At 45.6% G+C, this 20734-nt stretch carries 28 protein-coding genes; 13 read left to right on the top strand and 15 right to left on the bottom strand.

The genetic code is table 11. The features are described from left to right. Positions 1–236: 236 nt before the first annotated feature. Both FOT42_RS18035 and FOT42_RS18030 read right to left on the bottom strand, forming a co-directional pair. Positions 237–662 (bottom strand): serine hydrolase, encoded by a 426-nt coding sequence (locus FOT42_RS18035; protein WP_226789810.1) that lies wholly within the window; start codon positions 660–662, stop codon positions 237–239. A 17-nt stretch (positions 663–679) separates the two neighbouring features. Then, on the bottom strand, positions 680–868 hold the full coding sequence (locus tag FOT42_RS18030) for a hypothetical protein (RefSeq protein ID WP_192938328.1): 189 nt from the start codon (positions 866–868) through the stop codon (positions 680–682). A 450-nt stretch (positions 869–1318) separates the two neighbouring features. Here FOT42_RS18030 and FOT42_RS05640 point away from each other — a divergent pair, with 450 nt between their 5' ends. The 8 genes from FOT42_RS05640 to FOT42_RS05605 all read left to right on the top strand — a co-directional run bounded on the left by FOT42_RS05640 (position 1319) and on the right by FOT42_RS05605 (position 7826). Further along, complete coding sequence (locus FOT42_RS05640; RefSeq protein ID WP_151889603.1) at positions 1319–2446, top strand: formylglycine-generating enzyme family protein; 1128 nt, start codon at positions 1319–1321, stop codon at positions 2444–2446. Between the two features lie 294 nt (positions 2447–2740). Next, positions 2741–3304 (top strand): TetR/AcrR family transcriptional regulator, encoded by a 564-nt coding sequence (locus FOT42_RS05635; RefSeq protein WP_151889602.1) that lies wholly within the window; start codon positions 2741–2743, stop codon positions 3302–3304. A gap of 76 nt (positions 3305–3380) precedes the next feature. Beyond that, on the top strand, positions 3381–4136 hold the full coding sequence (locus tag FOT42_RS05630; protein WP_151889601.1) for an SDR family oxidoreductase: 756 nt from the start codon (positions 3381–3383) through the stop codon (positions 4134–4136). 59 nt (positions 4137–4195) lie between these two features. Beyond that, a complete protein-coding gene (locus tag FOT42_RS05625) occupies positions 4196–4543 on the top strand; it encodes a DoxX family protein (RefSeq protein ID WP_151889600.1) in 348 nt (115 codons plus the stop codon). Positions 4544–4632: 89 nt separating this feature from the next. Beyond that, positions 4633–4953, top strand: coding sequence for a hypothetical protein (locus FOT42_RS05620; protein ID WP_151889599.1), 321 nt, complete (start codon positions 4633–4635; stop codon positions 4951–4953). Between the two features lie 126 nt (positions 4954–5079). Next, entirely contained in the window at positions 5080–6087 is a 1008-nt protein-coding gene (locus tag FOT42_RS05615) for a bestrophin family protein (protein ID WP_151889598.1), read from the top strand. A 128-nt stretch (positions 6088–6215) separates the two neighbouring features. Beyond that, complete coding sequence (locus FOT42_RS05610; RefSeq protein ID WP_151889597.1) at positions 6216–7286, top strand: PAS domain-containing sensor histidine kinase; 1071 nt, start codon at positions 6216–6218, stop codon at positions 7284–7286. A gap of 159 nt (positions 7287–7445) precedes the next feature. Further along, the gene (locus FOT42_RS05605; RefSeq protein WP_151889596.1) at positions 7446–7826 is read left to right on the top strand and encodes a hypothetical protein; all 381 of its coding nucleotides are present in this window, start codon (positions 7446–7448) and stop codon (positions 7824–7826) included. 7 nt (positions 7827–7833) lie between these two features. Here the strand turns inward: FOT42_RS05605 and FOT42_RS05600 are convergent, their stop codons facing one another. Continuing rightward, entirely contained in the window at positions 7834–8775 is a 942-nt protein-coding gene (locus FOT42_RS05600; protein WP_151889595.1) for an NAD-dependent epimerase/dehydratase family protein, read from the bottom strand. Positions 8776–8839: 64 nt separating this feature from the next. On the opposite strand from FOT42_RS05600, the gene FOT42_RS05595 reads away from it, so the two are divergent. Together FOT42_RS05595 and FOT42_RS05590 are read left to right on the top strand one after the other, a co-directional pair. Next, positions 8840–9337 carry a hypothetical protein gene (locus FOT42_RS05595; RefSeq protein ID WP_151889594.1) on the top strand — a complete coding sequence of 166 codons (498 nt, stop codon included), beginning with the start codon at positions 8840–8842 and terminating at the stop codon, positions 9335–9337. Further along, positions 9327–9827, top strand: a complete 501-nt coding sequence (locus tag FOT42_RS05590) for a nuclear transport factor 2 family protein (protein ID WP_151889593.1) — start codon at positions 9327–9329, stop codon at positions 9825–9827. Before FOT42_RS05595 ends, FOT42_RS05590 begins: the two co-directional genes overlap by 11 nt. A gap of 3 nt (positions 9828–9830) precedes the next feature. Here FOT42_RS05590 and FOT42_RS05585 read toward each other — a convergent pair whose 3' ends face one another. The 3 genes from FOT42_RS05585 to FOT42_RS05575 all read right to left on the bottom strand — a co-directional run bounded on the left by FOT42_RS05585 (position 9831) and on the right by FOT42_RS05575 (position 13700). Further along, positions 9831–10529 (bottom strand): hypothetical protein, encoded by a 699-nt coding sequence (locus FOT42_RS05585; protein ID WP_151889592.1) that lies wholly within the window; start codon positions 10527–10529, stop codon positions 9831–9833. A 77-nt stretch (positions 10530–10606) separates the two neighbouring features. Further along, positions 10607–11416, bottom strand: coding sequence for an SDR family oxidoreductase (locus FOT42_RS05580; RefSeq protein ID WP_151889591.1), 810 nt, complete (start codon positions 11414–11416; stop codon positions 10607–10609). Beyond that, the gene (locus tag FOT42_RS05575) at positions 11409–13700 is read right to left on the bottom strand and encodes a M28 family peptidase (RefSeq protein ID WP_417937876.1); all 2292 of its coding nucleotides are present in this window, start codon (positions 13698–13700) and stop codon (positions 11409–11411) included. The genes FOT42_RS05580 and FOT42_RS05575 overlap by 8 nt, the downstream gene beginning before the upstream one ends. Before the next feature lie 101 nt (positions 13701–13801). On the opposite strand from FOT42_RS05575, the gene FOT42_RS05570 reads away from it, so the two are divergent. Then, the gene (locus FOT42_RS05570) at positions 13802–14272 is read left to right on the top strand and encodes a CBS domain-containing protein (protein WP_151889590.1); all 471 of its coding nucleotides are present in this window, start codon (positions 13802–13804) and stop codon (positions 14270–14272) included. An 89-nt stretch (positions 14273–14361) separates the two neighbouring features. On the opposite strand, the gene FOT42_RS05565 is transcribed toward FOT42_RS05570, so the two are convergent. Genes FOT42_RS05565 through FOT42_RS05550 form a run of 4 tightly spaced genes read right to left on the bottom strand, consistent with a single transcriptional unit; the run spans position 14362 to position 16534 of the window. Beyond that, positions 14362–14715 (bottom strand): hypothetical protein, encoded by a 354-nt coding sequence (locus tag FOT42_RS05565; protein ID WP_151889589.1) that lies wholly within the window; start codon positions 14713–14715, stop codon positions 14362–14364. Between the two features lie 9 nt (positions 14716–14724). After that, complete coding sequence (locus FOT42_RS05560; protein ID WP_151889588.1) at positions 14725–15297, bottom strand: pentapeptide repeat-containing protein; 573 nt, start codon at positions 15295–15297, stop codon at positions 14725–14727. 11 nt (positions 15298–15308) lie between these two features. Beyond that, a complete protein-coding gene (locus tag FOT42_RS05555) occupies positions 15309–15800 on the bottom strand; it encodes a DUF6265 family protein (RefSeq protein WP_151889587.1) in 492 nt (163 codons plus the stop codon). 32 nt (positions 15801–15832) lie between these two features. Continuing rightward, a complete protein-coding gene (locus FOT42_RS05550) occupies positions 15833–16534 on the bottom strand; it encodes an SIMPL domain-containing protein (protein WP_151889586.1) in 702 nt (233 codons plus the stop codon). A 74-nt stretch (positions 16535–16608) separates the two neighbouring features. Between FOT42_RS05550 and FOT42_RS05545 the strand changes: the two genes are divergently transcribed. Continuing rightward, on the top strand, positions 16609–17793 hold the full coding sequence (locus FOT42_RS05545) for a glycerate kinase (protein ID WP_313788415.1): 1185 nt from the start codon (positions 16609–16611) through the stop codon (positions 17791–17793). A gap of 12 nt (positions 17794–17805) precedes the next feature. Here FOT42_RS05545 and FOT42_RS05540 read toward each other — a convergent pair whose 3' ends face one another. The 4 genes from FOT42_RS05540 to FOT42_RS05525 form a co-directional block, all read right to left on the bottom strand. Further along, complete coding sequence (locus FOT42_RS05540; protein ID WP_151889585.1) at positions 17806–18408, bottom strand: GNAT family N-acetyltransferase; 603 nt, start codon at positions 18406–18408, stop codon at positions 17806–17808. 110 nt (positions 18409–18518) lie between these two features. Continuing rightward, positions 18519–18995 carry a hypothetical protein gene (locus FOT42_RS05535; protein WP_151889584.1) on the bottom strand — a complete coding sequence of 159 codons (477 nt, stop codon included), beginning with the start codon at positions 18993–18995 and terminating at the stop codon, positions 18519–18521. Between the two features lie 47 nt (positions 18996–19042). Further along, on the bottom strand, positions 19043–19537 hold the full coding sequence (locus FOT42_RS05530; RefSeq protein WP_151889583.1) for a Dps family protein: 495 nt from the start codon (positions 19535–19537) through the stop codon (positions 19043–19045). 252 nt (positions 19538–19789) lie between these two features. Beyond that, a complete protein-coding gene (locus tag FOT42_RS05525) occupies positions 19790–20014 on the bottom strand; it encodes a hypothetical protein (RefSeq protein WP_151889582.1) in 225 nt (74 codons plus the stop codon). 101 nt (positions 20015–20115) lie between these two features. On the opposite strand from FOT42_RS05525, the gene FOT42_RS05520 reads away from it, so the two are divergent. Further along, complete coding sequence (locus tag FOT42_RS05520; RefSeq protein WP_151889581.1) at positions 20116–20598, top strand: hypothetical protein; 483 nt, start codon at positions 20116–20118, stop codon at positions 20596–20598. On the opposite strand, the gene FOT42_RS18025 is transcribed toward FOT42_RS05520, so the two are convergent. After that, positions 20579–20725 carry a hypothetical protein gene (locus tag FOT42_RS18025; RefSeq protein ID WP_192938327.1) on the bottom strand — a complete coding sequence of 49 codons (147 nt, stop codon included), beginning with the start codon at positions 20723–20725 and terminating at the stop codon, positions 20579–20581. The genes FOT42_RS05520 and FOT42_RS18025 overlap by 20 nt on opposite strands. Positions 20726–20734 lie beyond the last annotated feature (9 nt).

Here is a 20734-nt window from a genome sequence, read left to right as displayed (position 1 = left end):
TCTTATGTTAATTGGCTATTGTAGGGTTTAGAAGAAAGGGTTGCGTTAGCGGTACTTCATTTCCACTATAAACCAGTTAGGTGAATCAAACTGATTTCGGATATGCATAGAAATGGCAAGATCCAGCCCCAATAACATTTTCTGATGTGAATTGAATATTTTCACTACACCGAACCCTACTCAAAACGTGATTGCTATGAAACTTTTGTATAGAATCGTACTATTCCTTCTTGATCCTATTCCACTTTTCTGATGTCAAAAAAGTTGTTTGCTATTCTATAGATCATTGGTAATGGAACTATCCAATGACTAAATTTCGGGGTTTTCAATACTTTCTCTATGGGTTTGACCAAATTTCGAATGATTTGCTCCCCATCAGGATCAACCAAGGCCACTAGGATATACCTTCGGTTGGATTCTTTGCGCCAGACAAGGAAGGAATCTGAATGGTAGGTTTTCCAAGATCTAGATTTGCGAAAGAGACGTGCCTTTGGTGCGATGACGTCCAAGATGTTCACAAATTTGTGATGGAGTTCCAGGGTTTCCATAATGCTCAACATCTGCTTGGATCTCTTTTCATTGACCAGTCTGCCATTGGCGAGCAAGTAATAAAAGCGGCACACCGGGGTCACAGAAGCGGCATTGTCCGATTTGCTGATCATCAGCCGCATGTCCTTTTTTACCTTTGGCGTCTACACAGGTTCCCCTCTTTCCAGGGCATCCATGGCGGATAGCAGAATCGCGACTTTAGGAGACTGGCGGCATACATCATGTAGTTTCCATTGATTCGGGCAAACCTGACATTTTCAGGATAGCTCAGATCTACAATACCAATGGCATTTTCTTTTGGGAAATCAATTGGGACCATACTTCGTTGCCCATGATTTACTCTTCCAAGGTTACCTGAAGGGAATTGTCCACCAATTTTGTGAGGGCTTAATGTTTTCATCCCCAAGTTTCAACGGCAGGGTTTGCTGTCTTGATATTGACGCACATAGGGTGAAAAGGAAAATGGTAAGCAGGATGTTCCTTTGTTAAATTATGCCTAATTAAAAACTTGTCAAAAGTATATGATCCAATAACGCACAACATGTTAAAATTATTTTTTAGATGAAATGATAGGCATTGGCGCGGTTTGCCAAATGACACCGATGTGAAATATGTTAAAAATAGGTTTATTGGCAATGATTCAGAGATTGCAATAATGTCATTTCCTTTTTTTTGCCCCATAGCTTTTTAAAGTGCAAACGAGTTAAGATACTATTGATAGTTGTATTATGATTAAATTGGGACGTATTTGAAAAGCATTAAAACAACAATGACTGACGGATTGATGATAACAAAGCAAAATTTCAAATTTTTATTACTGGCGACTTTTTTGCAGGCTTTCACCAATTGTAAAGATAAAGGCCACGAGAATACCCAAAGTGTTGGGACGGAAAGGGAGGCTGCGCCAGTGAGGCAAAAGGCGGACCCACCACCGACCCAAGCGCCAGAGGGCATGGTATGGATACCGAGTGGGGAGTTTGTACAGGGGGCCGTACCTCAGGACAAAATGGCGATGATGCATGAAAAACCGGCCCACAAAATAGCTTTGGATGGTTTTTTTATGGATATCCATGAAGTGACCAATGGTCAATTTACAAGATTCGTTGAAGAGACAGGATATGTGACGGTTGCAGAGCGGGAAATCGATTGGGAAGAAATGAAAAAGCAATTGCCACAAGGCACACCAAAACCACATGACTCCATTTTGCAACCCGGTTCGTTAGTGTTCAAAAAGACCAAGTCGAGTGTCCCGAACCTGTATGATTATTCGCAATGGTGGGAATGGAAGATCGGGGCCAGCTGGAAACACCCTAATGGCCCGGGAACCGACATCGAAGGAAAGGAGAATGAACCTGTCGTGCACATCGCATTTGAGGATGCCGAGGCCTATTGTAAATGGGCAGGAAGGAGATTGCCGACCGAGGCCGAATGGGAATATGCGGCCCGGGCAGATCAAAGCAATGAACTGTTTTTTTGGGGCAGTGATCTGGACCAATTGAGCTCCCATGCCAATACATGGGAAGGAGAGTTTCCCGTGAACAATACCAAGACGGATGGTTTTGAACGTAGGGCCCCGGTGATGAGCTACCCCAAAAATGGTTTTGGGCTGTACGATATGGCAGGCAATGTATGGGAGTGGACCAGCGATTGGTATAACACGGATTACTACAAGGAATTGGCGCTGAAACAAGCTGTTACAAAAAATCCAAAAGGGGCATCAAGGGCATTCAATGCTTCAAATCCATACGTGCAAGAAAAAGTGATCAAAGGAGGTTCGTTCCTTTGCAGTGCATCGTATTGTGCAAGCTATCGAATCAGTGCCCGAATGGCCACCAGTCCCGATTCTGGGATGGAACATTTGGGTTTCAGGACGGTATATGTTCCTGGCTCGAATTGAAAAATGAGATATCCGATAAAGATTGGCCCAAATGAGCATTGACTTTAAATAGTGGACTTTTTCATGATTTGATCTTAAAAATTAATATCAAAAGTTCACAAGCGTCCACATTTGGAAATCATAAAAAAAGCCTCGGTAAAACCTTGGGGTCAGAGGAAAATTTCGATTCTTTTAGAGGCTCGGCTTCCAACATACACCAATTTTCTTCTAGACCCATTTCCTTGCCAAAAGGGAGCCGCCAATATAAGTTATCCGAGAGAAACCCTAAATTTGTGGTATTGCAAATGATGGGCCATGGACAAAAAAAGCAGGATCATAGATGCAGGCCTTCGTCTCATTGAGGAAAGGGGCCTCCATAGGACGCCAATGGCCATGATTGCCGAAAGGGCAGATGTGGGGATGGGTACCGTATACAAATACTTCAAGGACAAGGAAGACATCATCAACGCCATCTACGTTAGGATAAAGCAAGAAGAGGCTGCCATTGTTTTTGTGAACCAGGCCGCCCACAAGGATGTGAAACTGGCTTTTTTTGACTATTATTCCCGAATGATCGACTACTTTGTGAACAATCCGGTCCGGTTTAATTTTATCAGTCAGTATGCCTTTTCCCCAATCATCAATGAAACTACGCAAAAGGAAGCCATGTCCAATTTTTATCCGTTTGATGAAATGTACCAAATGGGGCTAGACCAAGACCTTTTTAAAGAAGTGGATGCGCAGCATCTCACCTATTTTGTGTTCAGTGCCATTGCTGGATGGTTAAAATCAGCATTTGAGCTGAACATTGAGCTGACCAAAAACTATAGGGAGGTACTTGTGCAAATGGCATGGGACGCCGCAATAAAAAACCGTTGATTTTTTTTAACAGATACTGAATGAATATTCAGTCACAACCTGATAGATTTGGCTCATTAACTATAAAACATACATGATGAGTAAAATCGATCTAAAGAACAAAGTTGTACTGATCGCAGGTGGAGGAAAGAATCTCGGAGGCTTGCTGAGCAGGGATTTTGCCCTGATGGGGGCCAAGATGGCCATCCATTATAACAGCGAGGGATCAAGGGCAGCCAGTGAGGAAACCTTAAAAGCTGTCCAAGCAGCGGGAGCGGAAGGGTTTTTGTTTCAGTCGGACCTGACCCAAGTAGGGAACATTACCAAGTTTTTTGATGCCGCCATCGACACCTACGGTGGAGTGGATGTGGCCATAAATACGGTTGGGATGGTCCTGAAAAAACCTTTTGTGGATACTACGGAAGCCGAATACGACCAAATGTCGGACATCAACTCCAAAGTGGCCTACTTCTTTATTCAGGAGGCGGGCAAAAAGCTGAACGACAATGGTAAGATCTGTACTATCGTCACCTCCCTATTGGCGGCATATACGGGACTGTATTCTACTTACGAGGGAATGAAGGCCCCTGTGGAGCATTTCACCAGGGCAGCTTCCAAAGAGTTTGGGAACAGGGGGATTTCCGTAACCGCGGTTGCTCCCGGACCGATGGATACCCCATTTTTCTATGGACAGGAATCGGATGATGCAGTGGCTTACCACAAATCTGCTTCGGCCTTGGGCGGGTTGACCGACATCAAGGACATTGCTCCTCTAGTTGAATTTTTAGTGACAGATGGATGGTGGATCACAGGCCAGACCATTTTTGCCAATGGAGGTTATACCACACGTTAACAATTCAATAACAGGTCCAATCGTTCAAACACATTCGGTTGGACCTTAATTTATTTCTTATGCTTACAAAAATCATTAGTGGGGTTTTGGTAGCGGTCATCCTCTTCATGGGAGTGAAACAAGGCTTGGCCATGATCACAGGAAAACCCGAAATGTTGGAAATGTTCGATAAGTTGGGGCTCCAAAAGGCTACGGTAATGGTCTTGGGTATCATAACCCTATTGGGCACGGTACTCATTGCCCTGCCAAAAACCTTCCTATGGGGCAATTTTATAATGGCAACGACCATTTTGATGATTCTCTGTCTTCAGTTGTCACATAACAATTTAAAAGGGGCCGCTATGGAGGTTCCCTTCCTTTTGCTCAACCTGATCGTGATATATCTAAGGCATCCTTTGGACAATTGATGGGATGGAAATTATGGGCAATATGTGTCCTTGACAAAAATTTAGTGTCCAACCACTACATACATTTTTGAAACAGAAAAACAGAATTTATGGATCTGAGCAGTATCACCAACAAAACAGTAAAAGGGGCCATTGAGGCGCTCCAAGAAAAAAATGCCGAGAAGTGGCTGGGTTATTTTACGGCCGACGCCAAATTGACCGATGATGGTGCCCCGCGCGATTTTCTGAACTTTTCCAAAAATGCAGTGGGCAGCGAATGGTTCACCGAATTGTACCGTGTGGAAAATGAAGGAAAAGATATTTATGGACATTTGACCACCAAGCAATGGGGAGATTTTGATGTATTTTTTAAATTTAGTCTCAACGACGAGGGAAAAGTTTACCGTTTGGACATAGGTCAGGCGCGTTGAACACTCTCCGAATGGTTGCAGTACAAGGGCTATGGCGTCTTTTTTAGGTGATGTAGGCCATTTTATCCTACGGTACAAGTAGGAGTCAGAACCGTTCCATTGTATCACAAAAACCCAAAAAGCGATATGCATACAGGAAGCCATTACCGAATCAAGGAATTTTTACTGTGGACCCGAAGGAATATTATCTGGTTGTTGGTGTTGTCCATTGTTCCAACGGTCCTATACGAAGTTTTTGATCTGAAATGGTTGGCGATCCCGTGGCTGCCCGTGGCCCTTGTGGGCACAGCCGCCGCATTCATAGCGGGGTTCAAGAATACCCAGACGTACAACCGTTTATGGGAGGCCCGTATGATCTGGGGTGCCATTGTGAACGATAGCCGTACTTGGGGCATCATGGCCAAAGATTTTGTCATTGACCCAGCTGGGAAGGAGGGGGAACTGTATGCTGTCCACAAAAGGCTCATATACAGGCATATTGCATGGTTGACGGCCCTTAGGTTCCAATTGCGCCAACCCAGACCTTGGGAGAACTTGACGAAGGCCTACGCCAAGGAATACCGAAAGAATTATAGTGTGCCCGAATGGGAAACCAAGTTGGACGAACAATTGCGGCCCTATCTGTCCGGTGAGGAAATGGAGTATATCCTCAAAAAGAAGAACAGGGCCACACAGCTTCTTTCTCTCCAATCAGCAGAACTGAGGGAGCTAAGACGGAAAGGACTGGTGGACGCCTATCCTTATGTAGCCATGGAATCGGTACTCAAAGATTTCTTCACCCATCAGGGCAAGGCAGAGCGCATCAAGAATTTTCCATATCCGCGCCAGTTTGCCAGTATCAATATGTTCTTTATCGTACTGTTCTCCATTTTGGTCCCTTTTGGCATGTTGGATGAGTTTGCAAAAGTTGGTATCTACGGGGTTTGGCTCACCATTCCCTTCAGTGTGGTCGTGGGGTGGGTGTTCACCTCCTTGGAACAGGTCGGGGAAAGTACCGAAAACCCTTTTGAAGGTGGTGCCAATGATATTCCCATGGCCGCATTGTCACGTACCATAGAGATCGATCTAAGGGAAATGCTCGAAGAAACGGAACTTCCCCCAGCAGTAGAGCCAGTGAACAACATTTTGATGTAAGCATATCCCCATAAAAACAACAAATACAAGGGGTCAAACAGATTTCTGCATAAAAAATTTGGGCTTTGGCTGCTATCGGAAACAACTTGGGAGTAACTTTGTGGATAGCCAAACGAACAACCAAACAAATGTACCTTCAACTAGAACCACTCTTTGAGCAATCCACAGATTGTCTTTGCATTGCCGATTATGATGGATATTTTGTAAAAACCAACCCTGCCTTTGTGGAACTTTTGGGGTATTCCGAAGAGGAATTGGGCTCCAAACCGATTTCCGAGTTCATTTATGAAGAAGACAGGAAACTCACCGCAGGGCACAGGGCAAAATTGAAACAGAATGTGCCCTTGGTCAATTTTGAGAACAGATATGTGTGCAAGAATGGGGAACTGGTATGGTTGCACTGGACATCCATCCCTGTGGAAGAAGAAAAACTGATCTATGCCATAGCCAAGGACGTCACCCGCAAAAAGGAACTGGAGAGTGAGCGAATTTCGCGCCTGAGCCAGCTTTCGGAAGTAAATGAGAAGCTCAAGCGGTTGAACTACACTACCTCCCATGACCTCAGGTCTCCCTTGAACAATCTCATATCCATGGTAGATTTGATCGACCCATCCAAAATAGAAGATACGGAGACATTGGAGATCCTCAGTTATATAAGACTGTCCGCGGAAGGATTAAAGACCTCCTTGAACTCCTTGGTGGAAAACAACATCTTGGCCGAGAAGAAAGAAATGGTTGGGTTTTATGCGACTCTACTGAAAGTGCAAAAAACCATTGGAACATTGATCCAGAATGCAGGGGCTAAGTTTGAGGTGGATTTTTCCGCATTGGAAGGGGTGGAGTTCATCCCTTCATATATGGAAAGTGTTTTTCTCAACCTGATCACCAATTCCATCAAGTATGCACGTCCGGGTGTCCCTCCTGTCATTTCCATCAGATCTGTTTGGGAAGATAGCGGGCAAACATTGATCTATTCGGATAATGGCATGGGTTTCGACATGGATAAGGTTGGACATTTGGTCTTCAGCTTGGACCAGAAATTCCACGGAAACAAAGATAGTAAGGGAGTAGGCCTATACTTGGTACATAGCCACATCACTTATCTAGGGGGAAGCATCTCTGTGGAAAGCATAGTCAATGAAGGAACCACTTTTACGATCAAGTTTGAACCTAAAATGCTCTTGGTTGCCCAGGGCTAGATACCGGGCTTCAGGACGGCATATCATTCCACAAGATCGAACTCTAGAAGAAGACAGGCCGAGGCCTGAACAAGGACAACCTATAATTTTTTTCATATTTTTTTTCCGAGCAATTACTTTTATTCTAATTTTAGCTCGATTTGAAAAAATCTTATTGCTATGGATAACCTCAAACGTGTAATAGTCGATTATAAGAAGTTGACCCCAGAAGTACTCAAGCTTTTGGTGGAAAAATATCCGGATGGGTACGGGGACAACGACGTCATCAATTTTAGGAATCTTAAGGGAGAGTTGATAGAGGCCGTTGAAGTATCGACTGAAGATACCAAATACCTGGTCAAGATAAGCTCTAAACTGGAACGCAGTATGGCCAATTTTGACGATGAGGATGAGGATGATGGACTGGATACCGACGATTTGGGCAAACTTCCAGGGGACGAGGATGACTTTTCGGATTCCGATTCGGACGACGACAGCGACGACAATGATAACGACGATGTCGAGGATTCCGAGGATATGGATGATGATGAAGAGGAATAAACTTCGCCTATTTCTTCAAATTGTTTAGCATTTCAAAGGTAGTTTGGTCCAAGTTGAACTTGGGTTCCCAGCCCCATTGCTCCTTGGCAGCGGAATCATCGATGCTGCTTGGCCAAGAATCAGCGATTTGTTGCCTGAAATCGGGTGCATAACTGATCGTGAAATCGGGGATGTGATTTTGGATGCTTTCCGCAATCTCCTCAGGGGTAAAACTCATGCCAGCCAAATTGTAGGATGACCGTACCTTGATCTTTTCCGATGGACTTTCCATCAAATCGATGGTAGCCCTAATGGCATCGTCCATGTACATCATGGGGAGTTTGGTGCCTTTGGCCAAGAAGCTTTCGTATTGCCCTTTTTTGAGCGCTTCGTGATAGATTTCCACCGCATAGTCCGTGGTGCCTCCCCCAGGCATGGTCTTCCAACTGATGAGCCCTGGGTAACGGACACTCCGCACATCCACCCCATATTTTTTGAAATAGTACTCGCACCAGCGTTCCCCGGACTGTTTGCTGATCCCATATACCGTGCTGGGTTCCATAATGGTGCTTTGGGCGGTGTCTTCCTTGGGCGTGTTCGGTCCAAAGACAGCAATGCTCGAAGGCCAGAAAATCTTGGAGATCTTACCTTCCTTGGCCAAATTGAGCACATTGAACAGCGAGCTCATGTTCAGGTTCCAGGCACGCATCGGGAATTTTTCGGCAGTGGCGCTCAGCATGGCCGCCATCAAATAGACCTCATCGATCTCATAGTGCATCACCACATCCTCGATGGCAGCATAGTTGGTGGCATCCAAAAGTTCAAATGGGCCAGAGCCCATCAAGGCATCACCACCCTCCCGGATATCACTGGCGATTACCTTTTCATTGCCATATTTTTCCCGGAGCTCCATAGTGAGTTCCGTGCCTATTTGGCCACATGCGCCGATGATGAGAATGGGTCTGTGCATTAAAAATGAAGTTAATTCCGATTCGCCGCAAAGATACCCTTTATTAAAATTTGTACATTCGCCTATGCAAAAATTGTTAGGCATATTACTTCTTTTTTCAGTTTTGTTGGGCTGCAAAAAAACTGAGCCTGCTTCGGCGGAAACTACCGGGGAGGAACTTGCGTTCAATTACCAAAAACTGCCCCAGAAGACCGTCATCAACGAAAAGGCGACCGCTATTGTGGAAACATGGGAGGAATTCAAAGCCCTGAACACCAGCATGGACGTGCTGTACAAGGCCACCAACAATGAAGATCTATCCCTTGCCATAGATGACCTCATCGAAAAGGAGAAGGCCATGGAAGCGGGACAGTACCCAGAACTCTTTGACACCTTTCAAGTAAAGAGCAGGCAGATGGTGTTGCGCACCTATCTCTACAAGACAAAAGCGGCTATCCTTGAAAAACAGCCCACTACCGAACCCGCCGTTCAAATGTTGGATGCTTACAATGCCATGCGCAAACAGTTGAACGTAATCATAAGCAGTCAATTTGACGTAAAACTGATATTGGATGAAGAATAAGGTCTTATACTGTTGCTTTATGGTCGTGACATTGATGCTCAATGCCCAGATGACCGAAAAACAAAAAATAGATGAGGTTTTGGATAGTTGGCACCTGGCCGCTGCCAATGCCGATTTTGAGGCCTATTTCGGAAAAATGACCAAGGAAGGTGTCTTCATCGGCACGGATGCCATGGAAAATTGGCAAAATGCAGATTTCAGGGCATTCTCCAAACCTTATTTTGATAGGGGAAAGGCCTGGAACTTCACCGCGGTGCAACGAAATATCTACTTGGACGAGACCAAGAGCTTTGCTGGGTTCGATGAATTGTTGGACACCCAGATGAAGATCTGTCGTGGTTCCGGGGTACTCCAAAAAGAAAATGGGCAATGGAAGATTGCCCATTATGTACTTTCCATAGCCGTTCCCAATGAAGATGTGGACCAACTGGTCCAGATCAAGGAAAAACGGGATGACGAATTGCTCTTGGAGCTCAAAAAGAACCAGTAGCCCCTAGTTTTCTTCCGTGGCAGCCTTTTCCTTTCGGGATAACAGGGCTTGCTTGCTCAGACTGGCCAAATTAAAGTTCGGCGCAATCTTCAAAGCCTCGTCAAACGAAACTATGGCCGCATCGATACTATCTTTATCCACATTGAAGTCCGCCAACCCCTTCAGATGGTAAAAAGCGGCTTTCAACGGTACCTCATAAGGCTGTTGACGCTCGTAAAAGGCATATTGCATCTCATCGGTGGCATTGGCTATACCATATTCGATATTGGTAAGAGCCCCACTGATGTCCCCGGTCTGTATTTTAAGGTCCGCCAACTCATAGGCAACATAGGGGGAAGGATTCCGGCTAAACAATGCCTCAAAATGTTCCAAGGCCCTTTTGGGTTGGTTCAGTGCCTTTAGTGAAACAGCTTTGATCTGGATGGCAAGTTCGGAATCGTCTGCATTTTTCTCGATCCCGATGGTGTTCAGGGCCTGAATGTGCTGGCCATCGTTCATATACACAAATGCGAGGGTGTCCCTTCTTTCTTTGGATGGGGAAAGCACGTTCATGTGGGTCAGTGCCCCAATGACACCATTCACATCGCCCTGAAGGCGCATTTCCTGATAGAAAGCTTTGTAATGTTCCAAAAGTTCATTCTTGGTCTGCGAGGTGCCGGCAAAGCCTACGAGCAAGAGGAGCAGCAATACGGTCTTTTTCATTCATTATCACTTTAGTGCGCCAAAACTAAAAAAATAATCGGTACTATCCTGTTAAGAATGCCATAAGTAATAGGGGACTATGACACAATCGAAGTTTTGAAAATGGGATGGCCTTGGTCAAAATACATACTGCCCACCGCTTTTCCCTTTTTTTCTGAAGTTTCACCCTGATAGGCAGGTGGGGGAATACCTCTTTTTTTTGCTTCGGAACTATAATATTCCCTTTTGGTGGGATGCAGTGGATATACTCCGTTAAAAGTTTTGCCCCATAGTTCTTCATCTATGATCTTGCTTATGATGCGGATGCAATCATCTTGATGGATCAGGTTCACAGGATCGTTCCCATTGGAAAGGTTTTCCCTACCCGATAGCATGGTCACAGGGTGCCTTTTGGGGCCGATGAGCCCTCCAAACCGTAGGAGAGTGGTCTGTACGGAACCAGCATTTTTCAAAAGTTCCTCACTGGCCAAGAGTTGCCTGCCCGATTCTGTTGTGGGACTTGGAAAGGTTTCTTCCGTCACCTCCCCCTCGATATCGCCATAAACCGCGGTGCTACTGATGAACAGTATCTTGCTGACAGTACTTTTTTCGATTTTATTCATCAACAGTTTCATCTTTTCAAAAAAGCTTTCCGTATGGTTGCCCCGCAATCTGGGCGGTATGTTGATGATGAGAATATCGATAAGGGACAGAAACCCTTCGATGTCTCCATGGATCTCATCTGGAGACAATGAGATAAGGTAGGGTACAATTCCTTCTTTCCGCAATAGTTCCAACTTATCAGGACTGGTCGTGGTGCCATACACCTGATGGGAGTTTTTCACCAATTGTCTTGCCAAGGGCAATCCAAGCCAACCGCACCCCAAAACCCCTATTTTTTTACTCAAATCGTAAGGTTTTGATGGTCAATACGGCATCGTTCAGCACAAAGGGCATCGGGATACTGTTGCTGGGCCGTTTGGGAATACTGAACTCCCCATGGTTCAAAAGGTCGTTGGATGCTTCGTAAAAGGTGAGCTCCAAAATGGAATCTTTGGGGAAGCTCAACTCCAACTCGGTAAAATCGTTGTTGGAGACATAATGGGTGATCAATCGGTTGCCCCGGTTTTCCAGAAAATGGGAGGAAAGCGAAATTTGGTTCGCCTTGGCCGATTTCAGTTGGATGGGATTGGTATAGATGTCCAAGCGGTTCACGTTCCTTTTTGGGGTCACGCAGAGTTCCACCAGTCTGTCCTCGCCAATGATGGTATCCCGAATGGTCTCGATATAGGGAAGGGCAATGTCCTTTCTGGGTGCATCGGCAATATAGCTGAGTTTGGTCCTGTACTTGCTAAAAAGCGTTTCCGACTCCGGTTTTCTTTTGGTATCCCCCAGAAACTGACTGTTCCATCCGATGAGTTTTTGGTCATAAGTGGCCCAAATCGCGGAATCCTTTTCGGCATTGTACACATAGAGCAGGCTGCTGGGTTTTGGTCGTTTATCGTTGAAATCGGATTGGATATGACTTGTCACCCCAAAAGCGAAGAAGAGGAACAGGAACAGATAGGCCAAGCGCCCCATGCTCTTCAATTGTCCGAAAAAGGGCAGGATCAAGACGAACAGCAGCGTGGTGAGAACGGTAGAGGCCACCATCATTTTCAATCCTAGGCCCACAGGAAACATTTTGATGAACGGGGCATAGATGATCACGGCTGGCAGTGCCAAGAACACCAACAGGAAAGGGCTGGGTTCCTCTTGGTTGAGGGTCATCATAAAAGCGGCCAACATTCCGAACAAGGGAACAATGAAGAAACTCGCGCCTTGCAGATAAGCGGCCACCAATCCACAAACAATCAACCAAAGGATGAGGGGGGCGACCAAAAGATTGGGTGTGCCCGCTTTTCGGAATTTATGGTAGGTATAAAAGCATATAGCCAGTGATAGCGCCACATAGACCAAGATATAGGTGTAGCCATTATAGGTGAACCCATGGAGCATGTCCTTAAAACCGGGATACCACCAAGTGATCACACTCCAACAGAAATAACCGACAACTCCGTTCACAGCCAAAGTGATAAGTAGGGGCAAAAACCCTTTTAAGATTCCTCCGATATTTAATTTTTTCTTTTTGAACCCAAGGACGAGCAATACCACAAACGCCACGACTGCAAGAACGAACATGGGCCAGATCCATTCAAAGGGGTAGGAGACAAACTTAAAAAAGGGTAGGTTGAAATAGACCTTGTCGTCCAAACTCTTGAGGTTGCCCAGGTCGGCGTTGCTGAAATAGTGGAGAAGCGGCATCAAATAGCTGCCTTGGTGTGCCAAGGTATTCCTGTCCAACCGATCAGCCCTGTCCAAGGCTGTGTGGTAATCAAAATGATCGTCGATAAAGGCAAAATTGAAACCCTCAATGTCACCATCCTCCCGAAATACCGTAAGATCGGTATCGTTGGGCAACATTTTGTAAATACTATATACCAGTGAATTGGCTACAGGGTATTGGGGATTGGCCTTGGTGAATTCTTTGATCAACGTGCTATTGCCACGATTGGTCTCGATGAGCATATAGCTTGGGCCGCCACTGCCCCGTGCCTCAAAATTCAGGACAAGACCCACGTCTTTTGCCCAAGGATGCTTGTTCACGAAGAGATCCGCACCATTGAGGCCCAGCTCCTCGGCATCGGAAATCAGGATGATGATATCGTTTTTCGGGGTATTTCCCTCAGCCAAAAATGCCCTGATCCCTTCCAAAATGGTGGCGACACCACTTCCGGCATCACTTGCGCCCAAGGACGAATGCGGGCTACTGTCATAATGGGACAACAACAAAAGTGCCTTGCCATTGCCAGAGCCCTTAATCCTTGCCAAAATATTGGTCGCCTTGCTCAGATTGGCCCAGTCCCCTGCAGTATAGCCCTCTTGGATAGTAGTCTCCAAGCCCATCTTGTTCAATTCCGAAATGATATAGGCCCTCGTGCGCGCATGACCGGGAAATCCCACTGCATGGGGTTCTATGGATAGGCTCTTTACATGGGACAGTGCCCTGTCGTTGGAAAAGGAGTTGGGTGCCGAATCTGCATCCGGGTTATAATTGGGCATCAATGAGTGGAAGCTCCAATAGGCAGCTAGAAAAAGAAGAAGAAGGGCAAGGGTCCGGGAGAATTTCATGGCTTGATAATGTTGTTGCATAAAAATATGAAATTATGAAAGGTTCACATCTTTGGACGCGAAAAATTAGGTTATTCGCTAAAAAAAGCTATATTTAATGTTCAACTTCAAATTCTAACCACATGGCAATCAAAAGTTTTCAAGGAGTACGATCGAAGGAGGAATCCAAGAAGAAGTACAATGCCCCAATTTTGGTGGAGGACTATATGACCAAAAAATTGATCACCTTTTCTCCCGACCAGTCCATTTTGGAAGTGATGGAGACTTTTGCCAAATTCCATATCTCCGGTGGGCCCGTGGTGGACAACAGTGGTTTTTTGGTAGGGATCATCTCGGAAGCGGACTGTATGAAGCAGATTTCCGAGAGCAGGTATTTCAACCAGCCCATCCTCGACAAGAGTGTGGAGCGCTTCATGACCAAAAATGTGGAGACCATTCCGCACGATATGAGCATTTTTGATGCGGCCGGTGTTTTTGACAGGCACAACAGGCGCAGGCTGCCCGTCATGAAAAATGACATCCTTGTGGGCCAGATCAGTCGAAAGGATATTGTGGTCGCGGCCCTCAAACTGACCGCCCATAGTTGGAAATAAACTGTTCCAAGAATCAGGATTTTAACAAGTATGGATTTGGTTCTCGATACTTTTTCACAAGTGAAAAAACGCGAACTGACATTTTCCGTTCACTCTCTTTTAACGATCATGTAATAATCGTTGTCCAAGGGCAAATACCCCATGTCATACACAAAATAGTAGGTGCTGCCCTTTTTGGTGGTATATAGATTGGTGATGAGCTCAAAGTCGAAGCCCTTGTCCAGCAAGCGCATTTTGGTGGTCTTGGCCTTTCCCTCCTTCAAGGGAAAACTGCCCAATATGCGGTAGTTCTTGCGTAGCTTGTTGTTGATGTTTCGCAGCAGGTTCTTGCTGTCCCGGTTCAGGCGGTTGTTGTAGGCATTGCGGCAGTGGTCCGAGCAGTACTTTTGGTCTATGCGTCCAAGAAGCTTTGTGCCACATTCCAAGCATTCTCTTTGGGTCATTGGATAAGATTAGGTGACCACAATATCATACTTTTTCAGCAAACCGATCAATCCTTCTTTACTGAACTTGCACTTTTTCAATGTGTTGATGGATGGATCTATGTCAAAACCAATGGCTGTTGAAAGGTCGGCCCCTTCCAGATTGGTGGAGTGGAACAGGGTATTTTCCATGGTGCAGCCAGCAAAAGTAGATCGGGAAAGGTCTGCCCCGGCAAAGTCCGTCTGGGTCAAAGTGCAATCGATAAAACAGGTTTCCTTCAACGAAAGTTCAGTGAAAGAGGCCAGCATCAGGTTGCAGCCTTCAAACCGGACCGACATCAATAAATCGTTGCAGTCCTCAAAGCGGAGTCCCACCAACTTGCAACCCTTAAAAAAGGTTTCCTTGAAAATGGTGTGCTTTATATTGGCATTGGTAAGATCACATTCCTCAAAAGTGCATTCCATGAAATTTTGGTTGTCCAAAAAGGCATCGGAGAACCGGCATCCCCTAAAAGTACAGTTTTCATATTCACCCTTGCCTAGCGGAACGGTGGAGAAATCCTGTTTTTCAAACAGTTGATCAAAAATAAAAGGCTTTTCCATGGTTGGATGGTCTATTTCACCCTTTTGTAGGCAAAAAGGACCTCTTCAGCACTGTCTTCTTCTTCGATGAGCACGGTCACGTTCATTTGATCGGGGCCTACCTTTTCCATGGTCAACCCTTCAAAACAGACTTTGTCCTTTTCAATCTTGACCAGCCTGAAGTCCACGGTTTGGTCCTTTTCTTCCCAACCACGCAGCGTACCGTCAAAATGCTTCAGCTGTAGGATCAGGGTGTGGTCCAATTTTTGGATGTGGCCCACTTCATAAAAGGAAATTTCGTTGTCCTTCGCCAATTTGAACACGAACATCATGGAGCCCCCGAGTGGGGGACTCCAGATTTCTTCTGCTATTCCACCAAAAGCCTCACCCTGCCAATGACCCGTTATCCAGGCTACGTCATGTAAAGATGCAGCGGGAGATGCCTGCCCTTTGGGCAATTGCATGGTCTGCTGTGCCGAAGCTAGGGCAACGCAGCAAAAAAAGAGGGTCAATGTCAGTTTCATCTGTTAGGTTTTTGGGGTTTGGTGAATGAATATCAATTGGTGAGGGCAAACTTTACGCTCACTAGGGTCTCTACCCGTATCTTTTCAAAATCGATGTCCAACGGCTGGGCACCACCCATATCGGCGGAAACGGCTTTCATTTCCATCATTGGGGCCTGGTTGTATCTGGGGTAATAGGGTTGAGAGTTGTCCACAATGTGAAGTGCGGCACCCAACTTCTGCCCAAGCGGTTTGGTCAGGGCATCGGCCTTTAATTTGGCCTTTTTGATGGCCCTGGTCTTCAGTTCCAGTTCCAGTTCGTCCATTTTGGAATATTCCGTTTTTTCCACATAGGCATTGGCAATGTCCAATTGCTCCAAAGCGACCATGACCTCACCGGCCTGCTTGCCCGAATAGACGACAAGCGAATATTCCTTGCTTTTCAAGACTTCTTTTTCGCGGAGAAAATATTTTTTGAAATTGCTGCTCATGTCCTTGATCACCAATTGCTCGTCCAAGTCTATCCCAAGGGCCTTTAGTCGTTGCGCCATTTTGTTCTCCTGCTCTTCAACGGAGACCTTTCCTTTGGAATCCTTTTCCTGGATGGTGATGTTGAGGTGGATCTTGTCCGGGGTCACCAAAGTGTCCACTTGGGCCGAAGTTTCCAGATAAGGGGTGTCCAAAAAGTTTTTGGATTGGGCAAAAATTGAAGTCGAAAGCAACAAGGCTGCCAAGGGTAAGATCATTTTTTTCATAGTAGAGATTTTTTGTTTAAAGGTAAATACTTCACCCCAATGAGCAAAACCTGTGCCGTTTTTAAACCGAATTGATGGGAAAATACATATGCCACTCCATTTATCTTGATTACATTGTGGGGATGAAATTTGTTCTGGCACCCGATAAATACAAAGGCTCCTTGACGGGAAGGGAATTCTGCGATACGGTGGAAAGTGGCCTCAAAAAAGTGTTTCCCGAAGCCAAAGTGGTCAAAACGCCCTTGGCCGATGGGGGCGACGGCACCATTAAGATTGTTGCCGATTATCTCGATGCATCTTCCGTGTCCGTGCGGGTGAAGGATCCCTTGTTCAGGGACATTGAGGCCCGTTATTTACTTTCCGGGGATGGGCTGACTGCCTATATCGAAATGTCCGAAGCTTCCGGGTACAAACTGCTCAGCAAGGGCGAAATGAACTGCATGCACACCACCTCTCTTGGCACAGGGGAACTAATTTTGGATGCCTTGGAGAAAGGCGCACGCAAAATTGTCCTGGGCATTGGGGGGAGCGCTACGAACGATGGGGGTATGGGCATGGCTCAGGCATTGGGGCACACTTTTTTGGACAAGAACGGCAAGGCGTTGGAGCCTGTGGGAAAAAATCTCGTCCATGTGGATCAAATACTACGTAAAAATGTGCACCCCAATTTGTCACAGGCGGTTATCCAAGTGGCCTGCGATGTGAACAATCCCTTCCATGGCGAAAATGGGGCGGCGAAGGTATATGGCGCCCAAAAGGGGGCTTCCGCTGCAGAAATTGGGTTTTTGGACCAAGGGTTGGCCCATTTTGCCCAAGTGCTCCACAGTGTTTTCGGGGTGGATGTGCAAAAGATTCCAGGAGCCGGTGCGGCCGGTGGAGTTGGAGGTGGTGCCGTCGTCTTTTTGAATGCCGATTTGGTATCGGGGGTAGATCTGGTGATGCAGATGGCCCATTTTGAGGAAGTGTTGGCAGATGCGGACTGGGTGATTACTGGGGAAGGCCAATTGGACGGACAGACTTTTTCGGGCAAGACCATCAACGGGGTGATCCGTGCCGCGCAGCAAAAAGATATTCCCGTGGCCGCTTTTTGCGGATCGGTGAACCTTTCCATTGAAGAGATGCAACAGATGGGACTGGCCTATGCGGTCTCCATCCTGAATGAAGTAGGAAACTTGGACGAGGCCAAAACAAAAAGTAGCCGGAATCTGGAATTGGCGAGCTACAACTTTGCCCATCTTTTGAAAATAAGCAAAGCTTGAACCTAAAAAAGTCTATTTTGATGCGCCTTGCTTCATCCTGAATTCCAAGGAAGTCTTTACCGTTCGCCATTCATTGTCCAAGATGGAAAAAACAACGGTATCCCTTAGATTTCCGTTTGCATCAACCTTGTGGTTTCTCAAGATGCCATCTTGTTTTGCGCCCAAACGCAAAATGGCATTTCGGGACGGGTGGTTGTGGAAGTTGGTCCGAAATTCCACGGCAATGCACTTTAAGGTCTCAAAGGCATGTTTCAGCAATAAATATTTGCATTCGGTATTGAGTCCGGTGCGCTGTACGCGTTTGGCATACCAGGTGTGGCCGATTTCCAGCCGTTTGTTCGCGGCGTCCACATTCATGTACCGAGTGGTCCCCACTACGGCATTGGTCCTTTTGTCCACGATGGTAAAGGGGAGCGATTTGCCTTCCCCCAACTCGAGCAAGGCGGTGTTGATGTAGGCATCCGTAGTGGCAGGGGTGGGGACAGAGGTGTACCACAGTTCCCAAAGGTTGCCATCGGATGCGGCAAATGCAAGGTCCACTTTGTGGGATTTTTCCAAAGGAACGAGCTTCACCAGCTCTCCTTCCAGCACAACGGGATGTAACCAAGGCTCCATAAGTTGGGTTTTTGCCCCAAATATAGGCGTTAATCGGTCGAAAATGGCAAACAAAAAGGCCGGGAGTTTATCCCCGACCCTCTTGTCAATCAAAAAAACAAAATTAGAAATCACCCGATTTCCTTGAATTCCTCCACAGTGAAGAAGTCTTGGTCCTTGTTGTCAATAAAGTAAATGCCTTCCTTGACAAAGTATTTCATGGTACGGTCTTTCACCTTTACGGCAAATCCTTTATCAGTGGCGACCACGGAGAAATCATCGGTGACCGACCTTCTGTATTTCAGCACCATGTAGTGCTCGTATTCCTTGTCGTTGTTGGAATCCACTGCGATGAGTTTGGTCACCAACGCAGGTTTGGAATCGCGATTACGACTTTCTGTTTTTTGGTCGCTTTTGTCAAAAGCCATGGGGTAGTTTCTGTGCTCCATGACCTTGATGTTATAGGCCTTTTCCACCCCGTTCTCTTCCACGGAGAAGGTTTTGTGGATCGTGGCGTTCATCAGCCCTGGGTTAGTGCTTTGGCCATAACTATTGATGCCGACCAGCAAAAGCATTGGTATGTATAGAAGTGTTGTGAGTGTTTTCATGGGTATATTTTTTATAGTTTTCGAATCTTTTTTGGGATGTTCGTTGCCTATTTGAGGTATGAGGTGAACATCCAGTTCCTCTTTTCCAGATGGGTGAGAAAATCGGTCAAGATCTGTTCCGTGACCACATCGCCACTGTCCAAAGCGGCATTCACGCCATCCAGCATGTTGTTGTGCAGGGTTTCGTAGTCCTTTAGTACCTCCCTTACCATCTCAATGGCGGTAAGTTCCTTGGTGGGCTCTTTGATCTGGGAGAGTTCCAAGGTCTTTTTCAGGGGAAACTTCGTCTTTACCCCAAAAGCGCGGATACGTTCGGCCACGATGTCTATGTTTTCCTTGGCGGTGTTGTATTCGTTTTCGAACTCCTCGTGCAGTTCAAAAAATTCCGGCCCCTCAATGTTCCAGTGAAAGTTTCGCATCTTGTTGTAGAACACTTGGTAATTGGCCAAAAGGGTGTTCAGGGTCACCACGATCTCTGCGGTTTCCAGATACGTGAACCCTAATTTTTTAAACGTCTTGTTTTTACTGCTTACAGTTTCCATTTTGTTTTAATTTTTGATTTGACAATAATTCCGTGCGCAGAAGTGTACGGTCCAAAGGACCGATTCGCTGTGCACTGGTTTTTCTTGGGAGATGGGAAGAAAACTTCCCATTAGGATTTTGGGTCAGTGTATTGACCTAGAACACAGATTTCTTGAAGTGGTTTCTTATGCAATCCATACTATCAATATACAGATATATATCAGAAAATCAAGTATTTAACAGGATTTAACACTTCTCAGGAAGGGCGTTCCTCATGAATTTTCCGCATTCTGGACAATGAACCCCTTGCAGAGGGAGAGGTACATATCAGGGGAGATATCGGTCACATATTCCTTCTCGGCATTGAAGACTTTTTGGGGTTCCCGGTTCATGGAGTCGTGCTCTTGGATATAGATGACGTCCAGTTTGTCGTACATCCGTTTTCCGAGACTGAACCTTCTTACCACAGTATATTTATTGATGCTGCGAATGGGCATACGGTTGTTGTTTGGGTCACTTGGTAGGACACCGAAAAGGGGGTGGGGGTCACATTATGGGCACCTATATACAATATGGGACAAACTAAAATTCAAGAAAAATGAATACATTTAGTCAAGTGAAGAAAAGAGACGAACTTGAATACAATAAGTGGGTTGACCACTTGAACAATACGAAGGAAAGAACCAATTATTCCATTCGCAGGATGGATTTGCTTATAATCTCCATATCTGGGGCAGGTATCTATATAATATTTGAAACCATAAGGGAGTTAAAAGCATATAAAATCAATGTTGAGCACGAAAATCTCCTATTAATTTCCGGGATTTGCTTTTTAGTGGCAATCACATCTAATTTCATATCACAGGTCACAGGGTATCATGCAAACAATAATGAAGAATGCTATACGCAGTTAGAGCTTAGAAAAATTGAAAAAAGGGATTTCGATGAGTGTGAAAAGAATCGATATAATGGCAAGGTGAATAAATATAATAAGTGGACCGATGCACTTAATTTATCATCAATTATCTTAATGTTCTTAGGGCTTGGTTTGTTAACGGCTTTTAATTACTATCTTTTTTAGGTCTTGATCCTGTTCTAGCTCCTTTTGTAGCATCATTTTTCTTGTGGCTTCCACCTTTGATATGTCCTTTTCCATCACTCTTTTTGGAACTGGAACCTGTACTTCCTTTTTTATCTTGTTTAGCCATGTTGTTGGA

Source organism: Flagellimonas hadalis, assembly GCF_007785775.2.
GTDB lineage: Bacteria > Bacteroidota > Bacteroidia > Flavobacteriales > Flavobacteriaceae > Flagellimonas > Flagellimonas hadalis.
Note: the sequence above shows the minus strand (reverse complement) of the source record. Positions and strands in the feature narration are given on the sequence as shown.